18 protein-coding genes and 1 tRNA gene are annotated in these 23,502 nt (G+C 65.1%); 5 read left to right on the forward strand and 14 right to left on the reverse strand.

The window, feature by feature from the left end; genetic code table 11:
• Nucleotides 1-8: 8 nt before the first annotated feature.
• The 8 genes from ABUE31_RS05050 to ABUE31_RS05085 form a co-directional block, all read right to left on the reverse strand.
• Nucleotides 9-797, reverse strand: coding sequence for an ATP-binding cassette domain-containing protein (locus tag ABUE31_RS05050; RefSeq protein ID WP_367722393.1), 789 nt, complete (start codon nt 795-797; stop codon nt 9-11).
• Nucleotides 794-1,588 carry an ABC transporter ATP-binding protein gene (locus ABUE31_RS05055; RefSeq protein ID WP_367722394.1) on the reverse strand — a complete coding sequence of 265 codons (795 nt, stop codon included), beginning with the start codon at nt 1,586-1,588 and terminating at the stop codon, nt 794-796. Before ABUE31_RS05055 ends, ABUE31_RS05050 begins: the two co-directional genes overlap by 4 nt.
• Nucleotides 1,585-2,415 (reverse strand): ABC transporter permease, encoded by an 831-nt coding sequence (locus tag ABUE31_RS05060; RefSeq protein ID WP_367722395.1) that lies wholly within the window; start codon nt 2,413-2,415, stop codon nt 1,585-1,587. Before ABUE31_RS05060 ends, ABUE31_RS05055 begins: the two co-directional genes overlap by 4 nt.
• Nucleotides 2,412-3,401: an ABC transporter permease gene (locus ABUE31_RS05065; RefSeq protein ID WP_367722396.1), complete on the reverse strand. Its 990-nt coding sequence runs from the start codon at nt 3,399-3,401 to the stop codon at nt 2,412-2,414. Before ABUE31_RS05065 ends, ABUE31_RS05060 begins: the two co-directional genes overlap by 4 nt.
• Nucleotides 3,402-3,437: 36 nt before the next feature.
• Nucleotides 3,438-5,054 carry an ABC transporter substrate-binding protein gene (locus ABUE31_RS05070; protein ID WP_367722397.1) on the reverse strand — a complete coding sequence of 539 codons (1,617 nt, stop codon included), beginning with the start codon at nt 5,052-5,054 and terminating at the stop codon, nt 3,438-3,440.
• Nucleotides 5,055-5,527: 473 nt separating this feature from the next.
• Entirely contained in the window at nt 5,528-7,561 is a 2,034-nt protein-coding gene (locus tag ABUE31_RS05075; protein ID WP_367722398.1) for a TRAP transporter permease, read from the reverse strand.
• A gap of 73 nt (nt 7,562-7,634) precedes the next feature.
• Nucleotides 7,635-8,648 carry a TAXI family TRAP transporter solute-binding subunit gene (locus ABUE31_RS05080; RefSeq protein ID WP_367722399.1) on the reverse strand — a complete coding sequence of 338 codons (1,014 nt, stop codon included), beginning with the start codon at nt 8,646-8,648 and terminating at the stop codon, nt 7,635-7,637.
• Nucleotides 8,649-8,769: 121 nt separating this feature from the next.
• Nucleotides 8,770-10,596 carry an adenylate/guanylate cyclase domain-containing protein gene (locus tag ABUE31_RS05085; RefSeq protein ID WP_367722400.1) on the reverse strand — a complete coding sequence of 609 codons (1,827 nt, stop codon included), beginning with the start codon at nt 10,594-10,596 and terminating at the stop codon, nt 8,770-8,772.
• Nucleotides 10,597-10,694: 98 nt separating this feature from the next.
• Here ABUE31_RS05085 and ABUE31_RS05090 point away from each other — a divergent pair, with 98 nt between their 5' ends.
• On the forward strand, nt 10,695-11,147 hold the full coding sequence (locus ABUE31_RS05090) for a GNAT family N-acetyltransferase (RefSeq protein ID WP_367722401.1): 453 nt from the start codon (nt 10,695-10,697) through the stop codon (nt 11,145-11,147).
• A gap of 27 nt (nt 11,148-11,174) precedes the next feature.
• Here the strand turns inward: ABUE31_RS05090 and ABUE31_RS05095 are convergent, their stop codons facing one another.
• The 4 genes from ABUE31_RS05095 to ABUE31_RS05110 form a co-directional block, all read right to left on the reverse strand.
• Entirely contained in the window at nt 11,175-12,023 is an 849-nt protein-coding gene (locus ABUE31_RS05095) for a hypothetical protein (RefSeq protein WP_367722402.1), read from the reverse strand.
• 248 nt (nt 12,024-12,271) lie between these two features.
• Nucleotides 12,272-13,564, reverse strand: a complete 1,293-nt coding sequence (locus ABUE31_RS05100; protein WP_367722403.1) for a gluzincin family metallopeptidase — start codon at nt 13,562-13,564, stop codon at nt 12,272-12,274.
• A gap of 174 nt (nt 13,565-13,738) precedes the next feature.
• On the reverse strand, nt 13,739-15,076 hold the full coding sequence (locus ABUE31_RS05105) for a TfuA-like protein (protein ID WP_367722404.1): 1,338 nt from the start codon (nt 15,074-15,076) through the stop codon (nt 13,739-13,741).
• Nucleotides 15,073-16,296 carry a YcaO-like family protein gene (locus tag ABUE31_RS05110; RefSeq protein WP_367722405.1) on the reverse strand — a complete coding sequence of 408 codons (1,224 nt, stop codon included), beginning with the start codon at nt 16,294-16,296 and terminating at the stop codon, nt 15,073-15,075. Before ABUE31_RS05110 ends, ABUE31_RS05105 begins: the two co-directional genes overlap by 4 nt.
• A 225-nt stretch (nt 16,297-16,521) precedes the next feature.
• Here ABUE31_RS05110 and ABUE31_RS05115 point away from each other — a divergent pair.
• The 4 genes from ABUE31_RS05115 to ABUE31_RS05130 all read left to right on the forward strand — a co-directional run bounded on the left by ABUE31_RS05115 (nt 16,522) and on the right by ABUE31_RS05130 (nt 20,434).
• Nucleotides 16,522-16,598: transfer RNA gene (locus ABUE31_RS05115), tRNA-Pro, on the forward strand.
• 380 nt (nt 16,599-16,978) lie between these two features.
• Entirely contained in the window at nt 16,979-17,797 is an 819-nt protein-coding gene (locus ABUE31_RS05120; protein WP_367722406.1) for a glycosyltransferase family 2 protein, read from the forward strand.
• On the forward strand, nt 17,797-18,699 hold the full coding sequence (locus ABUE31_RS05125) for a glycosyltransferase (RefSeq protein WP_367722407.1): 903 nt from the start codon (nt 17,797-17,799) through the stop codon (nt 18,697-18,699). Before ABUE31_RS05120 ends, ABUE31_RS05125 begins: the two co-directional genes overlap by 1 nt.
• The gene (locus ABUE31_RS05130) at nt 18,680-20,434 is read left to right on the forward strand and encodes a glycosyltransferase (RefSeq protein WP_367722408.1); all 1,755 of its coding nucleotides are present in this window, start codon (nt 18,680-18,682) and stop codon (nt 20,432-20,434) included. The genes ABUE31_RS05125 and ABUE31_RS05130 overlap by 20 nt, the downstream gene beginning before the upstream one ends.
• A 268-nt stretch (nt 20,435-20,702) precedes the next feature.
• On the opposite strand, the gene ABUE31_RS05135 is transcribed toward ABUE31_RS05130, so the two are convergent.
• Nucleotides 20,703-21,929 (reverse strand): O-antigen ligase family protein, encoded by a 1,227-nt coding sequence (locus ABUE31_RS05135; protein WP_367722409.1) that lies wholly within the window; start codon nt 21,927-21,929, stop codon nt 20,703-20,705.
• On the reverse strand, nt 21,926-23,326 hold the full coding sequence (locus tag ABUE31_RS05140; RefSeq protein ID WP_437344068.1) for an undecaprenyl-phosphate glucose phosphotransferase: 1,401 nt from the start codon (nt 23,324-23,326) through the stop codon (nt 21,926-21,928). The genes ABUE31_RS05135 and ABUE31_RS05140 overlap by 4 nt, the downstream gene beginning before the upstream one ends.
• Between the last annotated feature and the right edge of the window lie 176 nt (nt 23,327-23,502).

Below are 23,502 nucleotides of genomic sequence, written 5' to 3' on the forward strand. Positions count from 1 at the left end.
CGCATCGTTCAGCTATTGCCGGGCCGGGCTGCAAGGCGCGGGACGGCGTCGACCAGGGCGCGCGCCGTCGGCGAACTCGGATTGGCGACGACGTCGCTAGCCGAACCCTGTTCCACGACGCGCCCGGCGTCCATCACCGCGACCCGATGCGCGATGGCGCGCACGACGGCGAGGTCGTGGGACACGAAGACGTAGGCGATTTCCCGCTCGCGCTGCAGGTCGACGAGCAGTTCGAGGATCTTGGCGCGAACCGAGACGTCGAGCGCCGACACGGCCTCGTCCAGCACGATCAGGTCGGGGCCTGTCGCGATGGCGCGTGCGATCGCCACCCGCTGCCGCTGCCCGCCCGAGATTTCGTGGATCGTCCTGGAGGCCAGGGCCGGGTCGAGGCCGACGCGTTCGAGCAGGCCGGCGGCGATCGCCTGCCTGCCTTCGCGGCCGCCCATGCCGTGGATGCGCAGCGGATCGTCGAGCGCGCTGGCCACCGTCGCGCGCGGGTTGAAGGCGGCAAGCGGGTCCTGGAAGACCATCTGGATGCGCCGCCGGGTCCGGCGCAGCCTCTCGCCACGCTGCGCCAGCAGGTCGGCGCCGTCGAAATCGATCGTGCCGGCATCCGGCTCGATCAGGCGAAGCAAGACGCGCGCCAGCGTCGACTTGCCGCTGCCGGAAGGGCCGACGAGGCCGAGGGTCTCGCCGCGCATCACCGCGATCGAGGCGTTGTCGAGGGCGGCCACGCGCCGGCTTGCGCCCGAATAGGTCTTGGAGATGCCGGCGGCAGAGAGGAGCGGCGCGTTCATGCCGGACCCGCGGAGACGAGGGGCGGCGTGTCGAGATCGATGTGGTTGGCGATCAGCGACGCGGTGTAGGGCTGCGCCGGATGCGCGAGCGTGTCGAACGTGCTCCCCGCCTCGACGAGCCGCGCCTTGTGGAAGACGGCAATGCGATCCGCGAACCCGGAGGCCAGCGCAATGTCGTGTGTGATGAACAAGAGCGTCATGCCGTCCTCACGGACCAGTTCGTCCAGCAGCGAAACGATCTCGGCCTGCACCACCATGTCGAGCGCGCTGGTGGGCTCGTCGGCGATCAGCAGCTTCGGCCGCGCGCAGATGGCCGCCGCGATGCACACGCGCTGGCGCTGGCCCCCCGACAACTGGTGCGGATAGGCGCCGAGCGCGGCGTCCGGGTCGGGAATGCGCACGCGCTCCAGAAGCTCTCGCGCGCGGCCGAACGCCTCGAACCAGCCGACGCCCAGATGCCGCTCGGCGACCTCGGCGATCTGCTCGCCGACCGTCAGGACCGGGTTGAGGCTTGCGCCGGCGTCCTGGAACACGAAGCCGTAGTCGCGGCCGGGCAGCGGTGCCTTGCCATAGGCCGGCCAGTCGATGCGGCCGTCGACGACGGCGCTGCGCGGCAGAAGGCCCGCGACGGCCAACGCCAGCGTGCTCTTTCCCGATCCGCTCTCGCCGATGATCGCCAGCCGCTCGCCGGCGACGATGTCGAGGTCGATGCCGTCCAGCGCCGGAGCCGCGTCCCGATCGGCCCGATAGGAGACGGACAAGCCGGATATGCGCGCAAGCAGCGGGGTCATGTCCTGGCCTTCCGCCCGGCAAGCGCCTGTCCGAGACCTTCGGAGAACAGATAGACACCGAGCACGGTCAGCATCAGGGCGATGCCGGGGACGATCGACAGGAAGGGAGCGGACCGCAGCACGTTGCGCCCTTCGGCGATCATCGAGCCCCAGGTGACGATGTTGGGGTCGCTGAGCCCCAGGAAGGACAGCGCGGCCTCGATCAGCACCGAGCTCGCGACGATCACGGAGCTCAGCGCCAGCACCGGCGCGAGCGCGTTGGGCAGGACTTCGCGCAGCGCGATCTCCAGCGGCCGCATGCCGATGACCCGCGCCGCGGCGACATAGTCGCGTTCGCGAATGGAAAGCACTTCTGCGCGGGCGAGACGTGCGGGCGCCGTCCACGCGCCGAGCGCGATGGCGAGCACCACGACCGGCAGTGAGGCGCCGGCGACGCTGACGAAGGCAAGCGCGAGCAGGAAGGCCGGAACGACCTGGAAGGCGTCCACGATGCGCATCAGCGCTTCGTCGATCAGTCCGCCGGCGAAACCGGCGAGCGTCCCGACAAGAGCGCCGACGACCAGCGCGACCGCCGCCGCCGCGATGCCGACCATGAGCGAGGCGCGCGATCCATGCACGAGTTCCGCCAGCACGTCGCGGCCAAGCCGGTCGGTACCGAGTGGAAACGCCATGTCCGAAAAGGGCGGCACCAGGGCCGGCCCCACGATCGACAGCGGGTCGCGCGGGAAGAAGGCGCCCGCTGACATCGCGGTGGCCGCGAGCAGGCAGAGGATGGCCAGCCCGATCGCGCCTTCCGGAGAGCGCAGGAGGCGTTGCAGGACGCTCATGCCGCCGCATCCGACGCGCCGACGCGTGGGTCTAGCAGCGCATAGGCGATATCGACGAGCAGGTTGACCAGGACGACGAGCACCGCGCTGACGACGATGATGCCCGTCAGCAGCGGCGCGTCGCGGCCTGCGACCGCTTCCTGCGCCAGGCGTCCGAATCCCGGTATGGCGAATACGTTCTCGATGACCACGCTGCCACCGAGCATTGTCGCCGCCTGCAGGCCGAGCATGGTGACGAGCGGCAGAAGCGCGTTGCGCGCGACATGGCGCAGGACGATGCGGCGGCGCGCCAGCCCCTTGGCGCGGGCCGCAAGGACATAGTCCTGCCGCCACGCCTCGGCCATGCCGGCGCGCATCATGCGCAGGAAGAGCGCAAGATAGACGAAGGCCAGGGAGGCGACCGGCAGCACGAGATGCCAGGCGATGTCGAAGGCCCGGGCAAGTCCCTGCTTGCCCGAGGCGATCGTCTCGATGCCGGAGGTCGGAAACCAGCGCAGCTGCACCGCGAAGACGACGCTCAGCACCAGGCCGAGCCAGAAGTTAGGCACCGCGTAGAGCGCCAGCGAACCGATGGACAGCGTGCGGTCGGCGCTACTTCCCGGCCGCGCGCCGGCGACGATACCGAGCAGGGACCCAAGCCCGAAGGCGAGGGCGGTGGCGCTGCCCATCAACCAGAGCGTGTTGGGCAACCGTTCCAGGATGATGTCGAGCACCGGCCGGCCGAATATGACCGACCAGCCCAGATCCAGGTGCAGGAGGGCCGTGACATAGAGCCAGAGCCTTGCTGCGACCGACTGGTCGAGCCCGTAGCTTTCGCGCAGCGACTGGACGAGCGCGGGGTCGCCGCCGCCGATCGAAAGGAGGTAGGCGTCCACGGCATCGCCCGGAGCCGCCTCAAGCAGCAGGAATGCGCCGACGATGACGATCAGCAGGACGGGAATGCTGCTGATCGCCCTGCGTCTGACGAGAAGGAATGCGCGTCTCAAACCCGATGGTACCCTGGAGCAATCTCCGGTTGTCTATCATGATTCCAGCGCGGTATCCGCCCAGTTGGAGACGGCCCACCGCGGATTGTTCGAGACGTTCAGCACGCTGTCGCGAGCGACCGTGATGAAACCCCATTCCGCGACGTTGATGAGCGGCAGGTCTTCGGCGACGCGCTGCTGGAATTCGTTGAACAGCGCCGTGCGCGCGGCGACGTCCACCGTCTCGTTGGCCTTCGCGATCAGCGCGTCGAGCGTCGGGTTCGCGTAGCCGCCCTGGTTGGAGAAGGGGACCCCGGCCGGCGTGCCGCTCGCGACGAGAATGGTGGTGGAGATAGCTGGATCGCCGCGGAAGACGGTCGGTGCGATCGCCAGGTCGAAGTCGTGGTCGGCATAGACCGCCTTGATGTGCGCGGCGGGGTCGTTGTTGACCACCTGGGCGTCGATGCCGACTGCGGCAAGCGCCTGGCGCAGATAGTCGCCGAACTGCTTCGTCTCGGAGAAATAGGGCGCCGGAAGAAGCTTGAGCACGAAGCGGTTGCCGTCGGCTCCCCGCGGATATCCCGCCTCGTCGAGCAGCGCGTTGGCCTTGGCGACGTCGAACGCGTAGGTGGGCACGTCCGCATTGTAGAACTCGGGCGCGTTGTGCGGAACGATGCCGGTCGATGGCCTGGCGTAGCCGAGGAAGATCGTCTTGACCACGAAGTCCTTGTCGATGGCGTGGGCGATCGCCTGGCGCACCTTGAGGTCGGCGAGTTCCTTGCGGCGATGGTTGATCTCGACGGTGAGCTGGTAGGTCAGCCCCTCGTAGCCGGTCGAATAGACCTTGATGCCATCCACCTTGGAGATGCGGTCGAGGTCGGCGAGCGGCACCTGGCTGAACGCGGCCAGCTGGATTTCGTCGGCTTCCAGCGCGCCGGCCGCCGCGGCCCGGTCCGGCAGCACGCGATAGATGATCTCGTCGAGCACCGGCTGGCCTTCACCCCAATAGGCTTCGTTCTTCGTCAGTCTGTAGTACTCGCCTGGCTTGTGCTCGGCGAACTTGAAGGGGCCGGTGCCGGTCAGCGCCGTGTTCGCGGGATCGGCTGCGATGTCAGGGCTGTTCTCGTAGACGTGCTTGGCCACCACGGCGGTCACCGCCGGCAGCGCGTTGCGGATAAGCTGGAACGGCGTCGGCTTGCTGAACCGGAAGATCGCGGTCGCGTCGTCCGGCGTGTCGACGGCTTCGAGGTTGGCGAAGACGAGGCGTCCGAGGTTTTGCAGCGGCTTCCAGACGTTGAGCGCGGAGAACGCGACATCGGCCGAGGTGAACGGCTTGCCGTCGTGCCAGGTCACGCCCTCGCGCAGCTTGAACGTCACGGAAAGTCCGTCCCCCGATCCCTCCCAGCTCGTCGCCAGGCGCGGCGCAAGGCCGTCCTTTCCGTCGAAGGAAGCTTCCGCCAGCGGCTCGACCACCTTGCTGGAGATGAAGAAGACGCCGTTCGAGGCGACGATCGCCGGGTTGAGGCTCTTCGGTTCGGAATCGGCGGCGACCACCAGCCGTCCCCCCGATTGCGCGAAGCCGACGGAAGGCAGCACGGATGTGGCCGCGATCACGGCGCTGCTCTGCAGCAGCGCGCGGCGGGTCAGGGACAGGCGGGAGGTCGGTCTGGACATGGTCGGCTCCGTGAAGTCGGGGGCTGAAGGCGAGGCGGGATAGCAGGACCTAGATTGCTATCCTGCGCAGCCTAGCGCGAGACATTCATTTTTGCATGGAGCCACGAATGTGAAAATCCATGTCAGCGCCTGCGCAAGCAGGAGCAATCGCGTGGCTAAGGGCTGAACGGAGGCCGGCGCCCAATGGGTAAGTTGCCTGAGGGACGCCGGCCGGACGGTCCGTGAGGTCCGCCGCGGCACAGATGACCATGACCGGGAGACGAGTCGCTATTCCGCTATCGCGGAATAACATGCTCCGGCAAGCGCTGTGTCCGGGGAAGGGTGGGCCGGCGCTCTGGGGCGTGGGGCTGGGTTAGGGCGCCGGCCAAGGCGGGTGGGTGGTCCCGCTGCCGATCAATCCAGCATGCACCGCGTCTGCACGCTATTCCGTGATCGCGGAGGTTTGGAGCACCGTGGCCTGCGCGCGAGGAGGGTCAGGTCCTCGCCTCCGCCGTCCGCAATGCGGTCCATTGCCAGAACAGGACCGCGGCGATCAGCGCCGCGCCGATCAGCGTCGAGTAGAGTTCCGGCGCCACCAGGAGCATCGCGGCAATCACCAGGACGACGCGCATGGCCGCGTTCAGCGGTCCGACGAAATAGGCCGAGAATGCCGCAGACAGCGCGGTGATGCCAAGCACCGCGCCGCCGGTTGCCAGGAAGAAGCTCTGCCAGGAGAAATCCTTCACGACGATCAGCATGGACGGCGAGAAGACGAACACGAACGGCACGAGAATCTTGCCGACGCCGAGCCGGAACGCGGTGTTTCCGGCCTTGAACGGATTGGCGTTGGCGATGCCGGACGCCGCATAGGCGGCGAGCGCCACCGGTGGCGTGATGTCTGCGAGTACGCCGTAGTAGAAGACGAAGAAATGCGCGACCAGCGGCTCCACGCCGAGCATGACGAGGATCGGCGCGGTCACGGTGACCATGATCAGGTAGTTCGCCGTCGTCGGGATGCCGCAGCCCATCAGGATGCAGACGACGCCGGTCAGGATCAGCGTGAACAGCAGGGTGAGCGTCGCCAGCGACATCAGGTCGAACGGGATCAGCGGCTGTATGGCTGCAGCCCAGGCCGTGGCGTTGGAGGTGACGATGTAGGACACCTTGAAGCTGACGCCGGTCAGCGTCACAACGCCGATGACGATGCCGACCGTGGCCGCCGCGGCGCCGACCGACAGCGCATACTTCGCGCCGATCACGAAGGCGTCGAAGATGTCGCGCGGCGACAGCCGGTTGCGCGGATTGAGGAAGCCGATGACGATGCAGGCGGTGATGCCCCAGAACGCGGCGAGGTAGGGCGTGTTGCCGTTCAGCAGCACGCCGACCAGGATGAACAGCGGAAAGAGCGTCGGCCAGTCGTGCCTGAGCACCAGCCATACTTTCGGCAGTTCGTCGGGGCTGAGGCCGCGCAGGCCCTGTCGCTTGGCCTCGAAGTGCACCTGCAGCAGGACACCGAGGAAATGCATGCAGGCCGGCACCAGGGCTGCAAGCAGGATGTCGGTGTAGGGAATGCCGAGGAATTCGACCATCAGGAACGCGGCGGCGCCCATCACCGGCGGGGTGATCTGGCCGCCGGTGCTGGCGGCCGCTTCGACGGCGGCGGCGAAATGCCTGGGATAGCCGATGCGCACCATGGCGGGGATGGTCAGCGAGCCGGTGGTCACTGTGTTTGCGATGGACGAACCGGAGATCGAGCCGAGCAGCGCGGAGGATAGCACCGATACCTTTGCCGGACCGCCGGAATAGCGGCCGGCGAGCGCCGAGGCCAGGTCGATGAACAGCTTGCCGAGCCCCATGCGCGTCGCGAGCACGCCGAACAGGACGAAGTGGAAGACATAGGTCGCGACGACCCCGACCGGCAGGCCGTAGATGCCCTGGCTGGTAAGATAGAGATGGTTCACGACGGTCGGCCAGTCGGCGCCGGGATGGACGAGCAGGCCGGGCGCCGAGCGCCCGTAGACGGCGTAGAGCATGAACAGGATGGCGATGACCGGCAGCGGCCAGCCCATCGAGCGGCGCGTCGCCTCGAGCAGGACGACGATCATCACCGTACCCATGATCACGTCGATCGGCAGCGGGTTGCCGACGCGGAAGGCGAGATCCTGGAAGACGTAGGGAACGTAGAGGGTGGCGACCACCGCGGCCGCGGCCAGCAGCCAGTCGATCAGGGGCAGGCCCGCCGGGCGCAGGAGCGACGGCGCGTAGAGCGTCTTCTGTCCCTTTGGCGTCGCGGCGAAGACCAGGAAGATCAGCGCCAGCACGAACGCCATGTGCACGCCGCGATGGGTGACCTCGCGCAGCAGGCCGAAGCCGGCCGTGTAGTAGTGGAACATCGACAGCGAGAACAGCATGCCGGCGGTGATCCAGGTCGCGGCCGGCCCGAGCGGGCGGAAGCGGACCTCGGGATCGAATTTTTCCTCGAGCCTGCGCGCCGCGGCTTCGTCGAATTCGATTTCGTCGCTGCTCATGGATCCACCTCGCCGAAAAGAAAAAGGACCGGACGGCGGCGCGCCGCCCGGTCCCCTGCCGCCGCTGCGCGGCCTATTTCAGGACGCCCGCTTCCTTGTAGAAGCGCTCGGCGCCCGGATGGAGCGGAATGCCGACGCCGTCGAGCGCCGTCTCGAGCGTGATCGACTTGCCCTTGGCGTGGCCGCTGTCGAGCAGGGCGCGGGTGTTCTTGTTCCACAGCGCCTTGGTGATCTCGTAGATCAGCTCGTCCTTCTGGTCGCTGCTGGTGATCCACTGCGCGCCGACGCTGACTGTCTGGGTGTCGGCGTCGATGCCCTTGTAGGTGCCGGCCGGCACGATGTGCTTGGCGAAGAACTGGTACTTGCCCAGCAGGCCGTCGGCCTCGGCGCCGGCGATCGGCACCAGCGTGATGTCCAGCCCGGTGGCGAGCTCGGTGATCGCGCCGGCGGGATAGCCGCCGACGAAGAAGAAGGCGTCCATGTTGCCGTCGCGCATGAGGTCGGCGGCCTGGTTCGGCTTCAGGTACTCGGCCTCGACGTCGTCCTCCTTCAACCCGTATGCCTCGAGGATCAGGCGGGCGTCCACCAGCGTGCCAGATCCGGGCTCGTCGAGCGAGACCTTCTTGCCCTTCAGGTCGGCGACGGAGGCGATGCCCGAACCGGCGCGCGCGACGAGATGGATGCTCTCGGGATAGAGGTTGGCGATCGCGCGGACCTTCTCGACCGCGCCCTTCTCGGCGAAGATGCCGGTGCCGGTGTGGGCCCAGTAGGCCACGTCCGACTGCGAGAAGCCGGATTCGATCGAGCCGCCGGCAATGCCGTTGACGTTGGCGACCGAGCCGTTCGACGCAACCGCGGTGGCGACGAGGCCGGGCACGCCGCAGCTTCCGCCTTCCTCGCAGGCGCGCGATCCCGGCGGGTTGGAGATGGCGTTGGCAATCAGCCCGCCGATCGGGAAATAGGTGCCGGCCGTGCCGCCCGTGGCGATCCGGAAGAACTGGATATCCTGCGCTGCCGAGACGCCGGCGGCGAGCGTTAGTGCGGCGGCAGCGGCCGCGGCCGCCCTAGCGAGTTTACCAAACTTCATCCTCAGTCCTCTCTGAGTTCGTGACCAGCAGAATGCAAAAGTCATGCGGCGATCTTAGCGGCTATCGACGGCGAGGCAAACCGCTGCGGCCGTTGCCGCAGGGGGATGCCGCGGCGGCCGGTCACCTCAGGCCGGCAAGCCGCAACCCCTCGACGAACACCTCCATGTCCTCGGCAAACTTGTTCGGGGGCACCTTGCGCCATTTTTCGATGGTGAAGTTCGGATGCACCTCCAGCAGCGCCCGCGCATGCCGGCCGGCTTCCTCGGTATTGCCGAGCAAGGCGTAGCTGGCCGCCATCAGGCGATGGCCCTCGGAGCCGTCGCGCATCTTCTGCAGCGTCTCCACGGTCTTGGTGTATTCGCCCAGGTGGAAATAGGCGTCGCCGAGATACCAGAGGTAGGAGTCGGGAAAGTAGGGGTTGAGCCGCATCGCCCTTTCGAGCAGCTTCACGGACCGGTCCGCCTGGCGCACATAGACCAGGCAGTCGCCCATCTCCGCCAGCAGGTCGGCGTCGTTGGGATTGAGCTGCAGCGCGCGCTCATAGGCAGCGATGGCCGGCTCATGCTCCTTCTTGTAGAGGTGCGCCAGACCCATCTCGGAATAGCCACGCGCATCGAGGTCGTCGTTCTCGACGGCCATGTTGGCGAGGTTCAGCGCCTCGTTCAGCGCGCCTTCCGGGTTGTTGCTCCAGGCGTAGCGCCATTCCACATTGTAGGTGCGCGACATCGCGGCATAGCTGCGCGCATAGTGGGGATCGAGGTCGCGCGCCTGCTCGTACAGGCGCCGAGCGTGCCAGTTGCTTTCCGGGCGGAAGCGGAAGCTCAGTTCCTGGCCGCGCAGGATCAGGCCGTAGGCGTGCACGTTGGGGTGGTTCTGCGCGGTGAGCCGGCGCTTTTCGGCCATGTCGATATGCACCGCCAGCCGCGACGCGGTGGTCGCGGTCACATCGTCGAGGAACGAGAAGATGTCGCCCATCTCGCCGTCGTAGCGCTCCGACCAGATGGTGTTTTCGGTCTGCGCCTCGATGAGGTCGACCGCGACCCTCAGCCGGTCGCCGGCGCGACGCAGGCTGCCCGACAGCAGGTAGCGCACGCCGAGCTGGTGGCCGATCTCCCGCAGCGATTTCGCATGCGCCGTCACCGCCATGCTCGAATGCCTGGCGATGACCATCAGGTTGCGGAAGCGGCACAGATTCGAGATCAGGTCCGCCACGACGCCGTGGCAGAGGTGAAGGTCGGCCGGGTCGCCCGACACGTTCTCGAGCGGCAGCACCGCCAGCGAACAGTCGGGCGTTTCCTCGATCGGGGCCGGGGGCGCCGGCACCGGCAGGGACGGTGGCCTCGGCTCCGGCTGGGTCTGGTTGAAGTCGACGACAAAAACTTCGGTTTCCTCGTCGATGTTCTTCAGCTTCTGCTTGCCGAGCGAACGGAACGACGACTCCGGCTGGTTGCGGACGAACTGGTGGACCGAGTGGGCGATGCAGATGCCGCCGGGCGGCGCGAGGCTCTGGATGCGGGCCGCCATGTTGATGCTGTGGCCGTAGACGCCGCTTTCGCCGGAAATCGTGTCGCCGATGGTGATGCCGATGCGGTAGGTGATCGGCTCCTGGCCGCCGGCCCAGACGGCTTCCTGCGCCATTTCCCGCTGCATCTCGACGGCGAAGTCGAGCGCCAGCGCGGCGCTCGGGAACAGCGCGACAAGCCCGTCGCCCGCCGTGTTGACGACCGATCCGCCGTAGTCGACCACGAGGTTGCGGATGAGGCTGAGCGAGCGCGTGAGACGAACGACAGTGCCCGCCTCGTCGCGATCCATCAGGCGGCTGTAGCCGTGCACGTCGGCGAAAAGAATGGCCGACAGCTTGCGATTGAGTGCCTCGGTCCGTGCGATGGCTGTTCTCCTCGTTCGCCCTGTTCGCAGCCGCAAAGGAAAGGATGGGCGATGCAACATAGCATGGGTCGGCGGCCGTCCGCAGCAAAAGAAGGGGATGTAGATTAAAGAAGTGGATTAGGGATTTTTCTCAGGAAAATTTGAAGTATAGTCCGCGCATGAAGCAGTGTCCGGACTATGTCCTGAGACCCGCCAGGCGCGAAGACTTCGCTTTCGCCGCCGCGATCTACATCGACTCGATGCGCCCGCTGATGCAAAGGCTGGCGCGCTGGAACGAGGAGGAACGCCGCGCGGCGCTGCGCCGCTCCTTCAGGGCCGCGGACACCAGCGTCATCATCCTCGACGGGCGTGACATCGGCTGGATCCAGGTCACGGAGCGCGACACCGACTACAACCTGGCGCAACTGCAGCTGCTGGACGACTATTGCGGGCTCGGCATCGGCACGCGCCTGATCGGCGCGCTGCTCGACAAGGCGTCGCGTGAAGAGAAGACAGTCTCTCTGTCGGTCGTGCGCAACAACCGCGCGATCGCGCTCTACGAACGGCTGGGCTTCCGCATCGTCGATCCGGGCGCGACGCCGATCCTCGACATGGTGTGGGGCGAGGGGTAGTCCCCGCCGGATCGGACGCGCCTCCCGTCAGTCGCTGTTGCCGCCGCCACGCGCATTCATGCCGCGTGCGTTCATGCCACGTGCGTTCATGCCGCGTGCGTTCATGCCGCGGGCATTCATGCCTCGGGCGTTCATGCCTGCGGAATCCATGCCACCTGGCCCGCCGCCGAACATGGCCGCCAGCAGCACGTCCTCGAACATGCCAGTCTCGACGTCCATGCGGATCGTGTAGTCGGCCTTGTCGTACGACCAGACCCGCAAACCGTCCGCAAAGTCGAAGTCGGCTGCCGCGAGGCCAGTAAGTGACGTCGGACTAGGCGATCGGGCAGGGCCGAACGATCCCAGATCCTCAGAGACAAGATCTCCATCGCCGTGAACCAGAAATACAATTGGCCTCGGAAGATCGTAATACGTTCCTTCAAAACTAAATCCATATATCCTTGCGAACCTGCCTTTTTCAAATTGATCTTCAAGTAATTTGTTAGCTCCCATCCTTCTACCAGCGCCAGGCCTACGATTTTTATCGCCGATATATTCAAATCCATCTTCTCGTTTTTTGAAATATCCTTTATATTTACTCCCTTTCTCTACGTCAAATATATCATCTGTATTTGTATCTTGTTTGTCCCAGGCATCGGTGTCACCTTTTACCAAGTAGATCTCATTGGCTTCGGGGTCGTTTTGCTTCCAAACTAAAACTTTATCGCCCGCCGTAACAGGCACCCCATTTACGGTAATATGCTTGGCTAAAGTTTTTATTTTTCGACGTGAGGCCACTGTTATTGAAGTGGCACCCGAAAAGTTCGTTAACATAATATCGATTACGGGGTGTCCGAAAAGATTGATGTTAGAAATACTTAACAAGCTTTCTACCATTTTCATCTCCTCCGAATGGTTGCATTTGCCCTATTTAGGCGTGACAATTTGCCTAGAGCTGATAACAATATATTTCTCATCGCTACTATTGAATATTATGCTTAATACTGTAATAGAATTGTCGATACCGAGTTTGTCAAGGTACGCTTCTAGAAGACCAACATCATTTGATATGTCTTTCACGGTGTATTTCACGGTGTTCATATTATGCTTCTCCTGTGAGAATTGCCGAAGCCGAAATAGTAGATCTACCGAAAATGAAAAACGTACGGTAGCGTATCTGATGAGGCAGTTGAGTGCCTATACGCCGCGCGATGCGGATGCCGCCCTTTACAACAGCTGCCCCGCTTTGCCGGAACAAACACTCGAGGTAAGTTGAAATGGTCACCCGGCCCCGGTGGCCTTAACCTCGGCCCCGCATCGACAAAGCCGATCGAGCGCCGCCTCAGGTTCACGTCGATGATCGTGCGCCAGCGCCCGCCGGTCATCATCTGGTCGACCATCCGCAGCGTCGCGCCGACTGCCGCGTAGCTCAGGTCGTCGGGTTGCAGCCTGCGCCAGGTTTCGGCGAGCAGCATGCCGAGTTCGTCGCGCGAGGCGACCAGCGCGTCGCGAAACTCCTCCGGCGCCGCTTCATAGGCCTCGTCGAAGATCGGCTGGATCACCAGGAAGTAGTCGAGGCTGTCCTCCAGCCGGTCGGACAGGTCCTCCTGGCTGTGTGTGATCAGCCCGCGCGCCACCAGTTCCTCGTGGAAGAGGTCGACGAAGATGTCGAACATGGCGCCGGTCAGCGGCTGCGCCAGCGCGTGCTCGTCGCGCCAGCCGCCGGCGAAGTCGAGCATCGACAGCGGGTTGGCGGCGAGCCTGATCTGGCTGTTGCCGGAGAGCTCGGCGATCCGGTTGGCGAGATTGCGCGTGTAGAGGTTGCCGTGGCTGGTCTCCAGCAGTTCGTCGACGACGGAATCGAAGTGCAGCGCGGCGATCAGCGCCGTCAGGTCGGCGGCGGATTCGTGGAAGCCGTAATATTCCGAGCCCGCCGTGCCGGGGTCCGGCACGCCGATCACCGAATAGACGATGCAGTGGCCCACCTCGTGCGCGATGACGTCGAAATTCAGGCTGAAGGGCTCCACGCCGCCGTCGGCGGTCTCGTGGATGCCGACCTCGAGGAAGCCGTAGCCCATGAAGGCGTTTTCGCGGAGGTTGCGCTGGATCACCAGTTCCAGCCGGTCGAGGTCGCGCCTGAAATGCCAGTCGATCGGGTGGCCGAAATACTTTTCCCAGACGTCGAGCGTGAAGCGGACCGAGCCGTAGAGATGGGCCGATTCGAACTCAGGGTCTTCCGGCGCAAGGTAGTCGAAGTGCCCGTCGCGGTCGGGCAGGGCAGGCGGGTAGACATCGCCGGGCCAGGGCGGCATCAGGTAGAGCGGATCGCCCCGCAGGTTTTCCGCAAGGCCGTAGGCGAACCCCTTGCCGATGGGGTCGACGACATACATGCGCTCGTCGCCGGGGCCGGGACCGACCGTCCCGGCGGGCGAAGACACGACGATGATCTCGGGCTTTCGGAACGGCGTCAGAAACGGCGCCTGGGCAAACAGCCTGAAGCGCGTTCCGCTCCCGCAATATGGGCCTTGTCCTCCAGATGCCACGCTCGTCCCCGCCATTGGACTGAAGCATGCACGTCTTGTCGGCAGCAGCATCGACTGCTGCAGGCGAAGTCATGCTATCGAAGTTTTATCCGCCGCGCCAGTGTCATTCTCCTGTGCGCCCGCCGCCTGGAAAGTATAGTCTAGTGCGACAAGCTCGAAGAACTTGCCGACGCTTGCGAGCCCGAGCGAAGCGGCGTGCTCGGCAAGGTCTTCCGGTACCGGGCGGCCAAGCCGATTTTCGAAGTGCCAGGCAGCCAGGAGCGCGTCCGGCGGGCGGGCTGGCGGCGGCGACCGCGCGTGCCTTTGCCGCGCCTGCGCGCGGTCCCGGCAGATGGCGTAGAGGTCGCGCTCCCTCAAGCGATCGAGGATGCCCCGGCGCAGGTCGGCCTCGCTTGCGCGCGCCAGCGTCGCCACCCGCGCATTGTCCGCCAGCATGCGCTCCAGTCCGGCCGGGTCGGTCCCGTTTTCCTGCGCCCAGCGCGCGACGTCGGCCTGCCGCACCAGCCCCCTCTGCAGGCGAAAGGCGTCCGTCGCCTGCCGGATCGCCTGGCGCTCCGGTGCGGCGCGTTCATCGCTGCGCGCCAGCAGCCTGAGCAGGGCTTCGTCGCGCAGCCGAACATAGTCTCCGCTCAGCCGAAGCTCGTCGAGGATCGCGTCGTCCTCGTCTGTAGCGGCGTCGGTGCCGGTCGGCGCGTCGTTGCGCCATGGGGCGTGATGCCAGTTTTCCGTCCACTCGAAATGGAAGGTCGGCGGATCGGGGCGCGTCCCGCTTCGGATGAACGCATCGACCTCGCCCAGCAGGTCGAGCGCGTCTTCGCGCTTCCGGTCGACCTTGCCGGTCCTGAGCCAGTCGGACAGACGCCGCACCTGCGCGCCGTCGGCGAGCGTCCCCAGGATGTCGGGCCATGTCCTCAGCTGGTAGAACAGGGCCTTGGCCTCGGCCGTCAGGCGGGCTCCCGTATCAGGATCGATTATCCCTTCGGCGACCGCCTTCTCCAGCGTCGCGCGGATGTTCACCATGGGCACGCTGAGTGGAATGTAGCCGGTCTCCGGCGGCCCGTGCAGCAGCGCCACCTCGTCGTCGTCGGTCAGCGCTCCGTCGCGGTACGCCTCGAAGATCCGGCCGACGCCGCGCATTCCGAAACTGTGCAGCTCGGCGGCGCGCAGCGCGCCCATGCTCGACGCACCGAAGACGGCGACGCCGCGCGTCATCGCCCAGAGAATCTCCTTGTGCAGGACGGCCGGCTGGCCGTCGAAATAGCCGTCGACGACGCCGATCGCGCCAGGGCCTTCCCGCGCGGCGGCATGAAGGTCGCCCTGGCGCACCGGCGGCCTGAATTCCATCGCCGCGAAGCGGGCCGTGTCGACGCGCACGAGGCTCGGCCCGCAAAAGATGATCGCCTTCACCCGCGGGCCTCCATCACGCGGCGTGCGCGTTCCCCGGGCATGTAGCCGTCGTGGTCGTCTGGCCCCTCCAGGCCGGGGATCACGATGCGCACGACCGGTAGGCCGATCTCCTCCTTCGAGAGGTCGACCGCGATCACCTCGTCGAGGCCGGCGACGGCCAGCCGATCCAGGAGCCACCTTATGTTCCCGCCCGTTCCGGCTTGCGTCCTCTCCGGCACGACCACCAGTGGCCTCAGCGGCGCATGCTCGGTCCGCAGCCGCTCGGCGATCCTGCGGCGGTTCTCGCGGTGGCTTTCGGAATATTCGTCGGGGTGCAGGTCGTCGCGCGCGCCGGAGACATAGGTGGTGCGAACCTGCGCCGCCTCCACCAGCGCCTTCAGGAGCGCGACTTCGGCCGCCGGATGCGCGGCCGCGCCGATGCCGTGGTGGCCGCTCCGGTCGCGGCTGTCGGCGATCAGGCAGAAGAAGGCCGGCACGCCGGTGTCGGAGGTCGTTTCCCAGGCCGTGGTGTCGAACCCGCCCAGGCTCAGCCTGTCGAGCACGTCCCGGCAGCGGCCGTCGGCCACGCTGTCGAGGTCGAGCCCGGTGGCCCTGCGCTCTGCTGCGCGCATCCTGTTCCACAGCGCCGTCGCGTCGCGTTCGACGATCTCGCAGATCCCGTGCTGCACGGCCTGTCCGTAGGTGCTGCCCGAGGCGAGCCCGTTGCTGCTGCAGTCGAAACAGCCGCTGCCGGTGGGGGCGGGGACGGTGAAGTTAGCGCGCACCGATTCGTACGGCAGCCAGCGCGCGCCGCCCGAGACCAGGTCCTGGCCTTCGATCCACAGGGTCACGCGGTCGGCCGTGTGGCGTTCGCCGGCGACGCGCGCAAGCCGGTCGATCCTGGCGAAGGCGTGCGAAGGCGAAAGTTCGGCCATGCTGCCGAGCCGCAGCGGCTTGTCGATATGCTCGGCATGGAAGAGTTCGACGCTTTCCATCAGTCCCGAGACGGTGGCGCTGTCGAGGTCAAGGCCCTTGCCCTGCGACACTGCGAGCGAGCGCGCGTTCGGCCGGCACACCATCACCACCGGGATGCCGATGCGGTCGAGCCCGGTGACGTTGGCGACCCGCGTGATGCCCATGCGCTGCCAATGCGGCCTGATGCGCGCGATCGTTTCGCGCGCGCCTTCCGCGGGCGACGGCTGTTCCGGCAAGACAAGGGTCCTGGCATCCAGGGGCGACACGGCGATGTCCTCACCAACAGGACGGTGCTGCTGCGCCCATCCTACCGGCTTTGACGCGATCGCGACATGCCCGGCGGTTCGGCCGCCCCGCCATTCGCCGTGGGCGGATCGCGGAGGGGAGGGAACGCTGGGCGGGCGCCGCGCCCGGCGGCGCCAATTTTCCTGGCCGTCCCGACAATTCGCACTTGCGCTCAAACGCCCGCTCTTCTAAGGCTCTCCGCGGTCCGGAGTGTAGCGCAGCCCGGTAGCGCACTTGACTGGGGGTCAAGGGGTCGTGGGTTCGAATCCCGCCACTCCGACCATTTTAAAATAAATGAAAACAACACCTTATGAATCAGGTGTCTTGGAGTGCGTCGATCTCGGCTTCGGGATGGCGATTTGGGCGGCATGGCTACCCTCAGCGCTCCGTGTGTGGAATCACTGTTCGCGGTTCAAGCGAGCGTGATCTCCTGTGTCGCCCTGCTGCGGTCCGTCAGGAAAGCGGGGCACGGACGGACTTTTGCCGTCGGGGCAGGGCTTTGCGCGAAGCTCACGATCGATAACCAGCGATTTTTGTGCAAGGTTGCTGGCGAAAGAGCTGTGGACTGTTGAGTTGCGCGCGATGGTCCGATACCCGCTCGACGGGTATTGAAGACGGGTCAAATTTCACCTTGCGCGGGCGGGTAGCGTAGGACGGAATACAATGCGGTTGGGAATACTCAACGTCCTCTTCGACAATAGCGAAGCCGAACTGGCTCAGTTCTACCGCGCGCTTGATCGTACACGCGCCGAGACGTCGCTCGAGCTCGCGAGCTTCATCCTCGACAACTCCGAGCATGAACTGCGCCATGCAGTTCCTCGTACGGCAACCTATTCACGCACAGGCCGCAATGAGGGGTACACGCGCGGCTGCAACATGCTGATGGAACAAGCCTTTTCCAGAGGGTGCGACGCGGTCGTGACCATGAATGTCGACGGGTTCCCGCTGCCTGGATGCGTTTCGAACTTGATCGCAACTCAGAAGAGCAGCGGTGGCGATGCACTGGTCGAGGCGAGGCAGTTTCCCAACGAGCATCCGCGATACTACGATCCTGTAACTGGCGCGACCGACTGGGTCTCCGGTTGTTGCCTCCTGATTACCCGATCCACGTACGAACGCCTTGGCCCCTTAGATGAGGCAATGTTCCTGTACTGCGAAGACATCGATTACTCCTTCCGAGCCCGTGCCGCCGGAGTTCCCTGCCTCGTCAGCCAGAAGGCGTTCTTCTTCCATCGTGGCAGCGCCTTTCCCTTTGGCCATCTACGCCGAAAGAACATGTTGTTGAGCGCGCGCTACATAGCAACAAAATGGCGCAACCCCGAGAGCCTGAAAATGACGGAAGAATTGCTGCTGGAGGAGGGGTTCTTCGCCTCCGCCAATGAGCTGCCGGTCCTTCCAGACGGAGCTCAAGTCCCGCTTGACGCCACTGTCAGGTGGAACGCCGCCGACCGATTGACCTTTGCCTCGGCCAGGTGGAGCTGATGCGACTGAGCATTCTGGTTCGTTTCCACGAAGGCGCCAACATCAATCTCCTTAGGCGGGCCCTGTACTGCCTGATGGACGAGACCGAACTGACACACGAAGTCGTGGTGATGGTCCAATACAGTAGCGGCGAGGTGCTCGACGCGGTCCGAGAGCTATGCGGTTCGCTCTTTTCGAGCATTCCCTGCCGTGTACAGGGTGTGCAGGTCGAGCCAGGCAGCGACCGCCGCGGCCAGCTGCTCGCCGACGGCATACTGCTCGCCCGTGGCGACTACATTGCTTTCCTTGACTATGACGACATGCTCTTCTTGGGCGGTGTGGCGCGCACTATCGAGATCTGCCAGAGCGAAGAGGCCGATCTCGCCATTGCTCAATGCTATGTCGCCTACGTCGAAGGCATCTTTCCCGCCGATTACGTAGTCACCAAGGAACGCTTCGTCACCAACGTTCCGGCTAACCCCCTCCAACTTCTGGCTCTGAACTTCGCCCCGATCTGCTCATGCGTCGTTTCACGCAGCCTTCTCGTGGAGGAGGAAATCAATACGTCGCCTGATGCAACACGGCTCGAGGACTACGAGCTGATCCTCAAGGCGCTCGGACGGGGAAAGGTAACACTCCGTCCGCTCGCCGAGGGTGTGATCACGGCCCAGTACAACTTCAACGTCGATGCTGGCGGGACAACTCTTCAACTCTGCCTCGATGAGGAGTTGCAGAGGCGCGAGGAGCGAAATTGGGAGTCTGAACGGAAGAGGTTATGGTCCACGGTGCTGCCGGAACTGACGGTCGAGATCGATTTCCTTGCGCTGCGAAACCTGCTTCTTTGCCCTCCCGAAGCGCAGCCGACGGTTGTGAATCTGACGGCATTCGTTCGAAGGATTCGGGATGAGCGCGCGCTGGCCTAGCGCTCTCGCCACGGCGTATGCGCCTTCGGAGCGCGATGGGTTGCCGAACGCGATCTCTACCATCGCGCAAGTTTCGCGCGTCGCCGGGACGCCGTCCCACAGCCCCGAATACTACTGGGCCGTCGCGACCTGGTGGATTAAGTTCGGCGCCGCGCAGTTCGGCGCTTCCACCGCGCCATTCCTGGATGCGTTGTCGGCCGAGAAGTTCGCGTTCGACCGGCTGCATGTGCCTCTGCCGAGTGGCAAGGTTCTTTCGTTGCCGGCGGGTCTTTCTCTTATCAATCCGCTTCCGGAGGCCAGTCCGGTCACCAGGGCGGCACATGCGATCATGTATTCGGTGCCCGAACTCGGTCTTTTCTCGATCTGCTTCACGGATTCGGAATTCGTCGCCGAAGTGATCCTTGACTTCGATGGCTTTATCGAATGGCTCGGTACGCAGGAGACGAAGCCGGCGCTGGTCGAACTGCTGGCCCGCTATGTCGCCGAACTGATCCGGCGTCGCCCAGCCGGCGTTGATGTCGCGACGGTGGAGACGTCGTATCTCGCCTGGCTCGAAAGCAGTGCCGGGCGGATAGGTGCCCACGGGGTCTCGGCGGCCAGTCGATTGCTTCGCGATCTGCCGGATGCGCCGGTGGCGGCGCGCAGGTCGAACGAGCCAAGTGTCAGAAGCGCCGACATCGACGTCTACGGCTACCTGTCGCATCCCATCGGCATCGGCGAGGACGCGCGCTTCGCGGCCCAGGCGCTGGAGCATGCCGGCTACCGCGTCAATCGAATCGTGCTCGACGATATCAACACGCTCCCGCCACCGCGGTCACCGATCGGCTTATGGGCGGTGCCGGCGCCAAATCTTGCGATCCGAGAGCTTGGCTTTGCGAACGCACATTTTCAGCAACGCATCATCCTTGCTGCCCCATGGGAGTTCCCGACAACGCCGGCAGCGCTGGAATGGGTCTACCGTGGCGTGGATGAAATCTGCGTCTACTCCTCATTCGTCCAGCAGTCCTTGCCTGCCGCCCTTCGGCCTCGCGCGACGTTGCTGCCGATGGCTTTCAATATTTCTGAACTCGAGGCTACCGCCTCGAACACCGCGAAGGCTCCTGTGTTCACATTCGCGGTCATGTTCGATTTCGGCTCGACGGTGCGGCGCAAGGGACCCCACCGGGCCATAGCAGCGTTCAAGACGGCATTCCCGCGCGATGTAGACGTTCGCCTCGTTGTCAAAAGCACGCATGCGGATCTGAAGCCCGGGGAATGGCAGCACCTGCAGGACCTGGCCGCAAGCGACGACCGTATCAGGTTGATCGATGCGAAGTGGGATGCTGAAGCGGTTCGCAACTGGCTCGCGGAGGCGCATGTATACGTTTCGCTTCACGCCAGCGAAGGGTTTGGGCGCGTTCTTGCCGAGAGCATGCTCCTCGACACACTCGTCATAGCCACCGACTATTCGGGATCTCGGGAGGTGTGTTCGGCCGAAACGGCGTTGCTGGTGCCGTTCACCCTCGTCGAACTCGCGCCAGACGACTATCCTTTCGGCGATGGCCAGGTCTGGGCGGCGCCGGACATCACGGCCGCGGCCGCTGCGATGCGAGACGCCCATGCAAACTGGAACTCTCCGCGACTCGCCACGCTCCGCAACTGCGGGCGAGCCTTGGTGCGGGAGCGGTTCACCGTCGACCACCTTTCGGCAGCCCTGGGCGAAGTGGTTGAACGGGTCAAGAAGTCGGCGGCTTGAGCGTCAGCGGACTCCACCGAGTTGGTTGGTATGGGGTGGCTGAAAGCGCATGCTGGCAAGCTCGGCGCGACGGCTGACGTCATCGGGCATGCGTCGGCTCACCGTGCAGTTCGCCTAAACAATGTGCAGATGGCGATCTTGCAAAAGAATCGACCAGGCATTATGTCAGTGTTGTTGACGCTCTTCCTCCTCCCTGAGCGTCTGCAGACAGTGGCCCGCCGGACCTCCTCCCCCGGCGGGCTTTCTTTTGCCGCCAGGAAATCCGCGTTTACGCGCGCACGCGCCGCTGCCGGCGGTATTCGAGCGCGATCGCGCCCCAGATCAGTCCGACAAGCAGGTAGAAGTGCCGCCAGTGGTCGGTATCGATGACCGTGCCCAGCGCCACATGGCCGAGGAAGACGACGTAGGCGCAGAGCAGGAAGGGCTGCCACGGACGGTCGCGGAAGAGGATCCGGAAGCCCGCGGCAATTGTCCAGCCGATCATCACGGTCCAGCAGGCAAAGCCGAGCCAGCCATAGTCGAGCAGCGCCTTCAGCCAGATGTTGTGGGTGTCCACGCCGTAGATCTGGCCGAACTCGAGCGGGCCGATCCCCAGCGGATGCTCCATCGCAACCCGCAGCCCGATGAAGTGGCGGGCGAAGCGCCCGAGCCGCGCGCTGTCATAGTCCTGGGCGAGTTGGGCGCGTTCGGTGAACATGTCGGCGACGCCGGGTATCTGCAGCAGCACGAGGACGGCGACCACGGCCAGCGCAAGCGCGGCAAGCGACATCACCAGGATGCGCAGGCGTTGCCGGCCGCTCCCCTGCAGGAAGAGGACCGCAGCAAGCATCACGGCGGCTACGCAGAACAGGCCCCATGCGCCGCGCGAAAACGACAGGAAGATGCCGGCCGTCACGATCAGCAGGGGCACGGCGCAGAGCAGCATCTTCGCCGGGCTTCCGGTGAGCACGAGGTAGAGAAGGTAGATGGCCGGCAGCGCGAGGAACGGCCCGAAGACGTTGGGGTCTTCGAAGGCGCCGGTGGCGCGCCCGTATTTGGTGAACATCTCCGATCCCGGCAGCAGCCCGAAATAGCCGATGACGCCGAGCGTGGAGGTTGCGAGGGCGGCTGCGATCCACGCCCGGAAGATCAGCCGGTAGAGCGCCGGCTGCGCCTCGGTCACGGCGGCGAAGAAGACGGCGGTGAAGGCGAGGAAGAGCGAGACGGCGATGTAGAGCGGCGTGTCCATCAGGTCGGACATCTGCGTCATCGAGATCATGCCGCCGACGTTGAAGAGGACCAGCAGCGCCAGCAGGGGCGCGATCGGCCTGGAGATGCGCAGGCCGAACAGCGCCCAGACCGCGATCAGCCCGGCCATGTAGATCTCGTAGGGCGCCGGTTCGCGCAGGACGAAGCCGGACAGGAAGACGCCGGCCACGACGGCCGACGCGGAGACCAGGGCGATCAGCTTGGCGTTGATCGCGTCGCGCGGGAGCTCATGCGCGATCACGCTCAATAGGCGTTTTCCGTGTTGAGCAGCCGGATCGGCGTCAGGAACAGGATCTGCAGGTCGAACCACAGCGACCAGTTCTCGATGTAGTGGAGATCGAGTTCGGTGCGCATCCTGATCTTCTCGTCGGTGTCCATCTCGCCGCGCCAGCCGTTGATCTGGGCCCAGCCGGTGACGCCGGGCTTTACGCGGTGGCGCGCGAAATAGCCGTCGACGACCTCGGCGTAGAGAAGGTTGTGCGACTGCGCCGCCACCGCGTGCGGGCGCGGCCCGACAAGCGACAGCGAGCCGAACAGGGCGTTGAAGAACTGCGGCAGTTCGTCGATCGACGTCTTGCGGATGAAGCGGCCGACGCGGGTGACGCGCGGATCGCCCTTGGTCACCGGGCGTATGGCGGTGGGATCGGCCTGGTCGGTGTACATCGAGCGGAATTTGTAGACCTCGATCACCTCGTTGTTGAAGCCGTGGCGCTTCTGCTTGAAGAGCACGGGTCCCTTGCTGTCGAGCTTGATGGCGATGGCGGTGGCGATCATCACCGGCGACAGGAACACGATGCCGAGCAGGCTGAACACGATGTCGAAGGCGCGTTTCGCGACCGAGTCCCAGTTGTTGATCGGCTTGTCGAAGATGTCGAGCATCGGCACCGAGCCGACATAGGAGTAGGAACGCGGCCGGAATTGCAGTTGGTTCGAGTGTGCGGAAAGGCGAATGTCGACCGGCAGCACCCAGAGCTTCTTCAACAGCGACAGCACGCGCGATTCCGCTGTCATCGGCAACGAGACGATCAGCATGTCGATGCGCGCGATGCGGGCGAACTCGATCAGTTCGGAGATGGTGCCGAGCTTGGGATAGCCGGCGACGAGCGGCGGGGAGCGGCTGTCGTCGCGGTCATCGAAGATGCCGCAGATGCGGATGTCGTTGTAGGGCTGCTTCTCGATCGAGCGGATCAGCGTTTCGGCGGATTTGCCGCCGCCGACGATGACCGCGCGGCGCTCGATGCGACCGTTGCGCGCCCACCGCCTGATCAGGTAGCCGAATGCGAAGCGCGGCAGCAACAGCACCGCGAGCCCGGCCAGGAACCAGCCGCCGAACCAGAACCTCGAAAAGTCGTCCGCCACCTTCAGGAAGAAGCCGACCACGGCCAGCAGCGCGAAGATGCCGGCCCAGGTGATTGCGATGCGGGCGACGGTGGACAGCGGCCGCATCAACGCGGGCAACTGGTAGCAGTCGTTGATGTCGAGCAGGATGACCGCGAGGACCGATGCAACGGCAATGACGATCGGGTAGTGCCAGTCGAGCTCGGTGCCCAAACCGACATGCTCCACGTACAGCGCGGCTCCGGAGAGAACCAGGAGGGCAAACTCGACGAGCCGCAGCACGCCGCTGACCATGATCGGGGACATGGTGTCGCGCCGGTACTGCGCGGCGACCTGCCGGGCCGTCTCGTTCAGCGGTGCAGGCTTGCCCTTTTTTCCCGCCGCCTTGGTGATTGCGAACCGCTTCCGGCGAGAAACGGTTTTCAGGCTCCATGCTGGTCATTGCTACCGCCGCTATGCACTTACAGCAGTCCGGCTAGCAG

The sequence above is a fragment of the Mesorhizobium marinum genome, assembly GCF_040813675.1.
GTDB classification, from domain to species: domain Bacteria; phylum Pseudomonadota; class Alphaproteobacteria; order Rhizobiales; family Rhizobiaceae; genus Mesorhizobium_K; species Mesorhizobium_K marinum.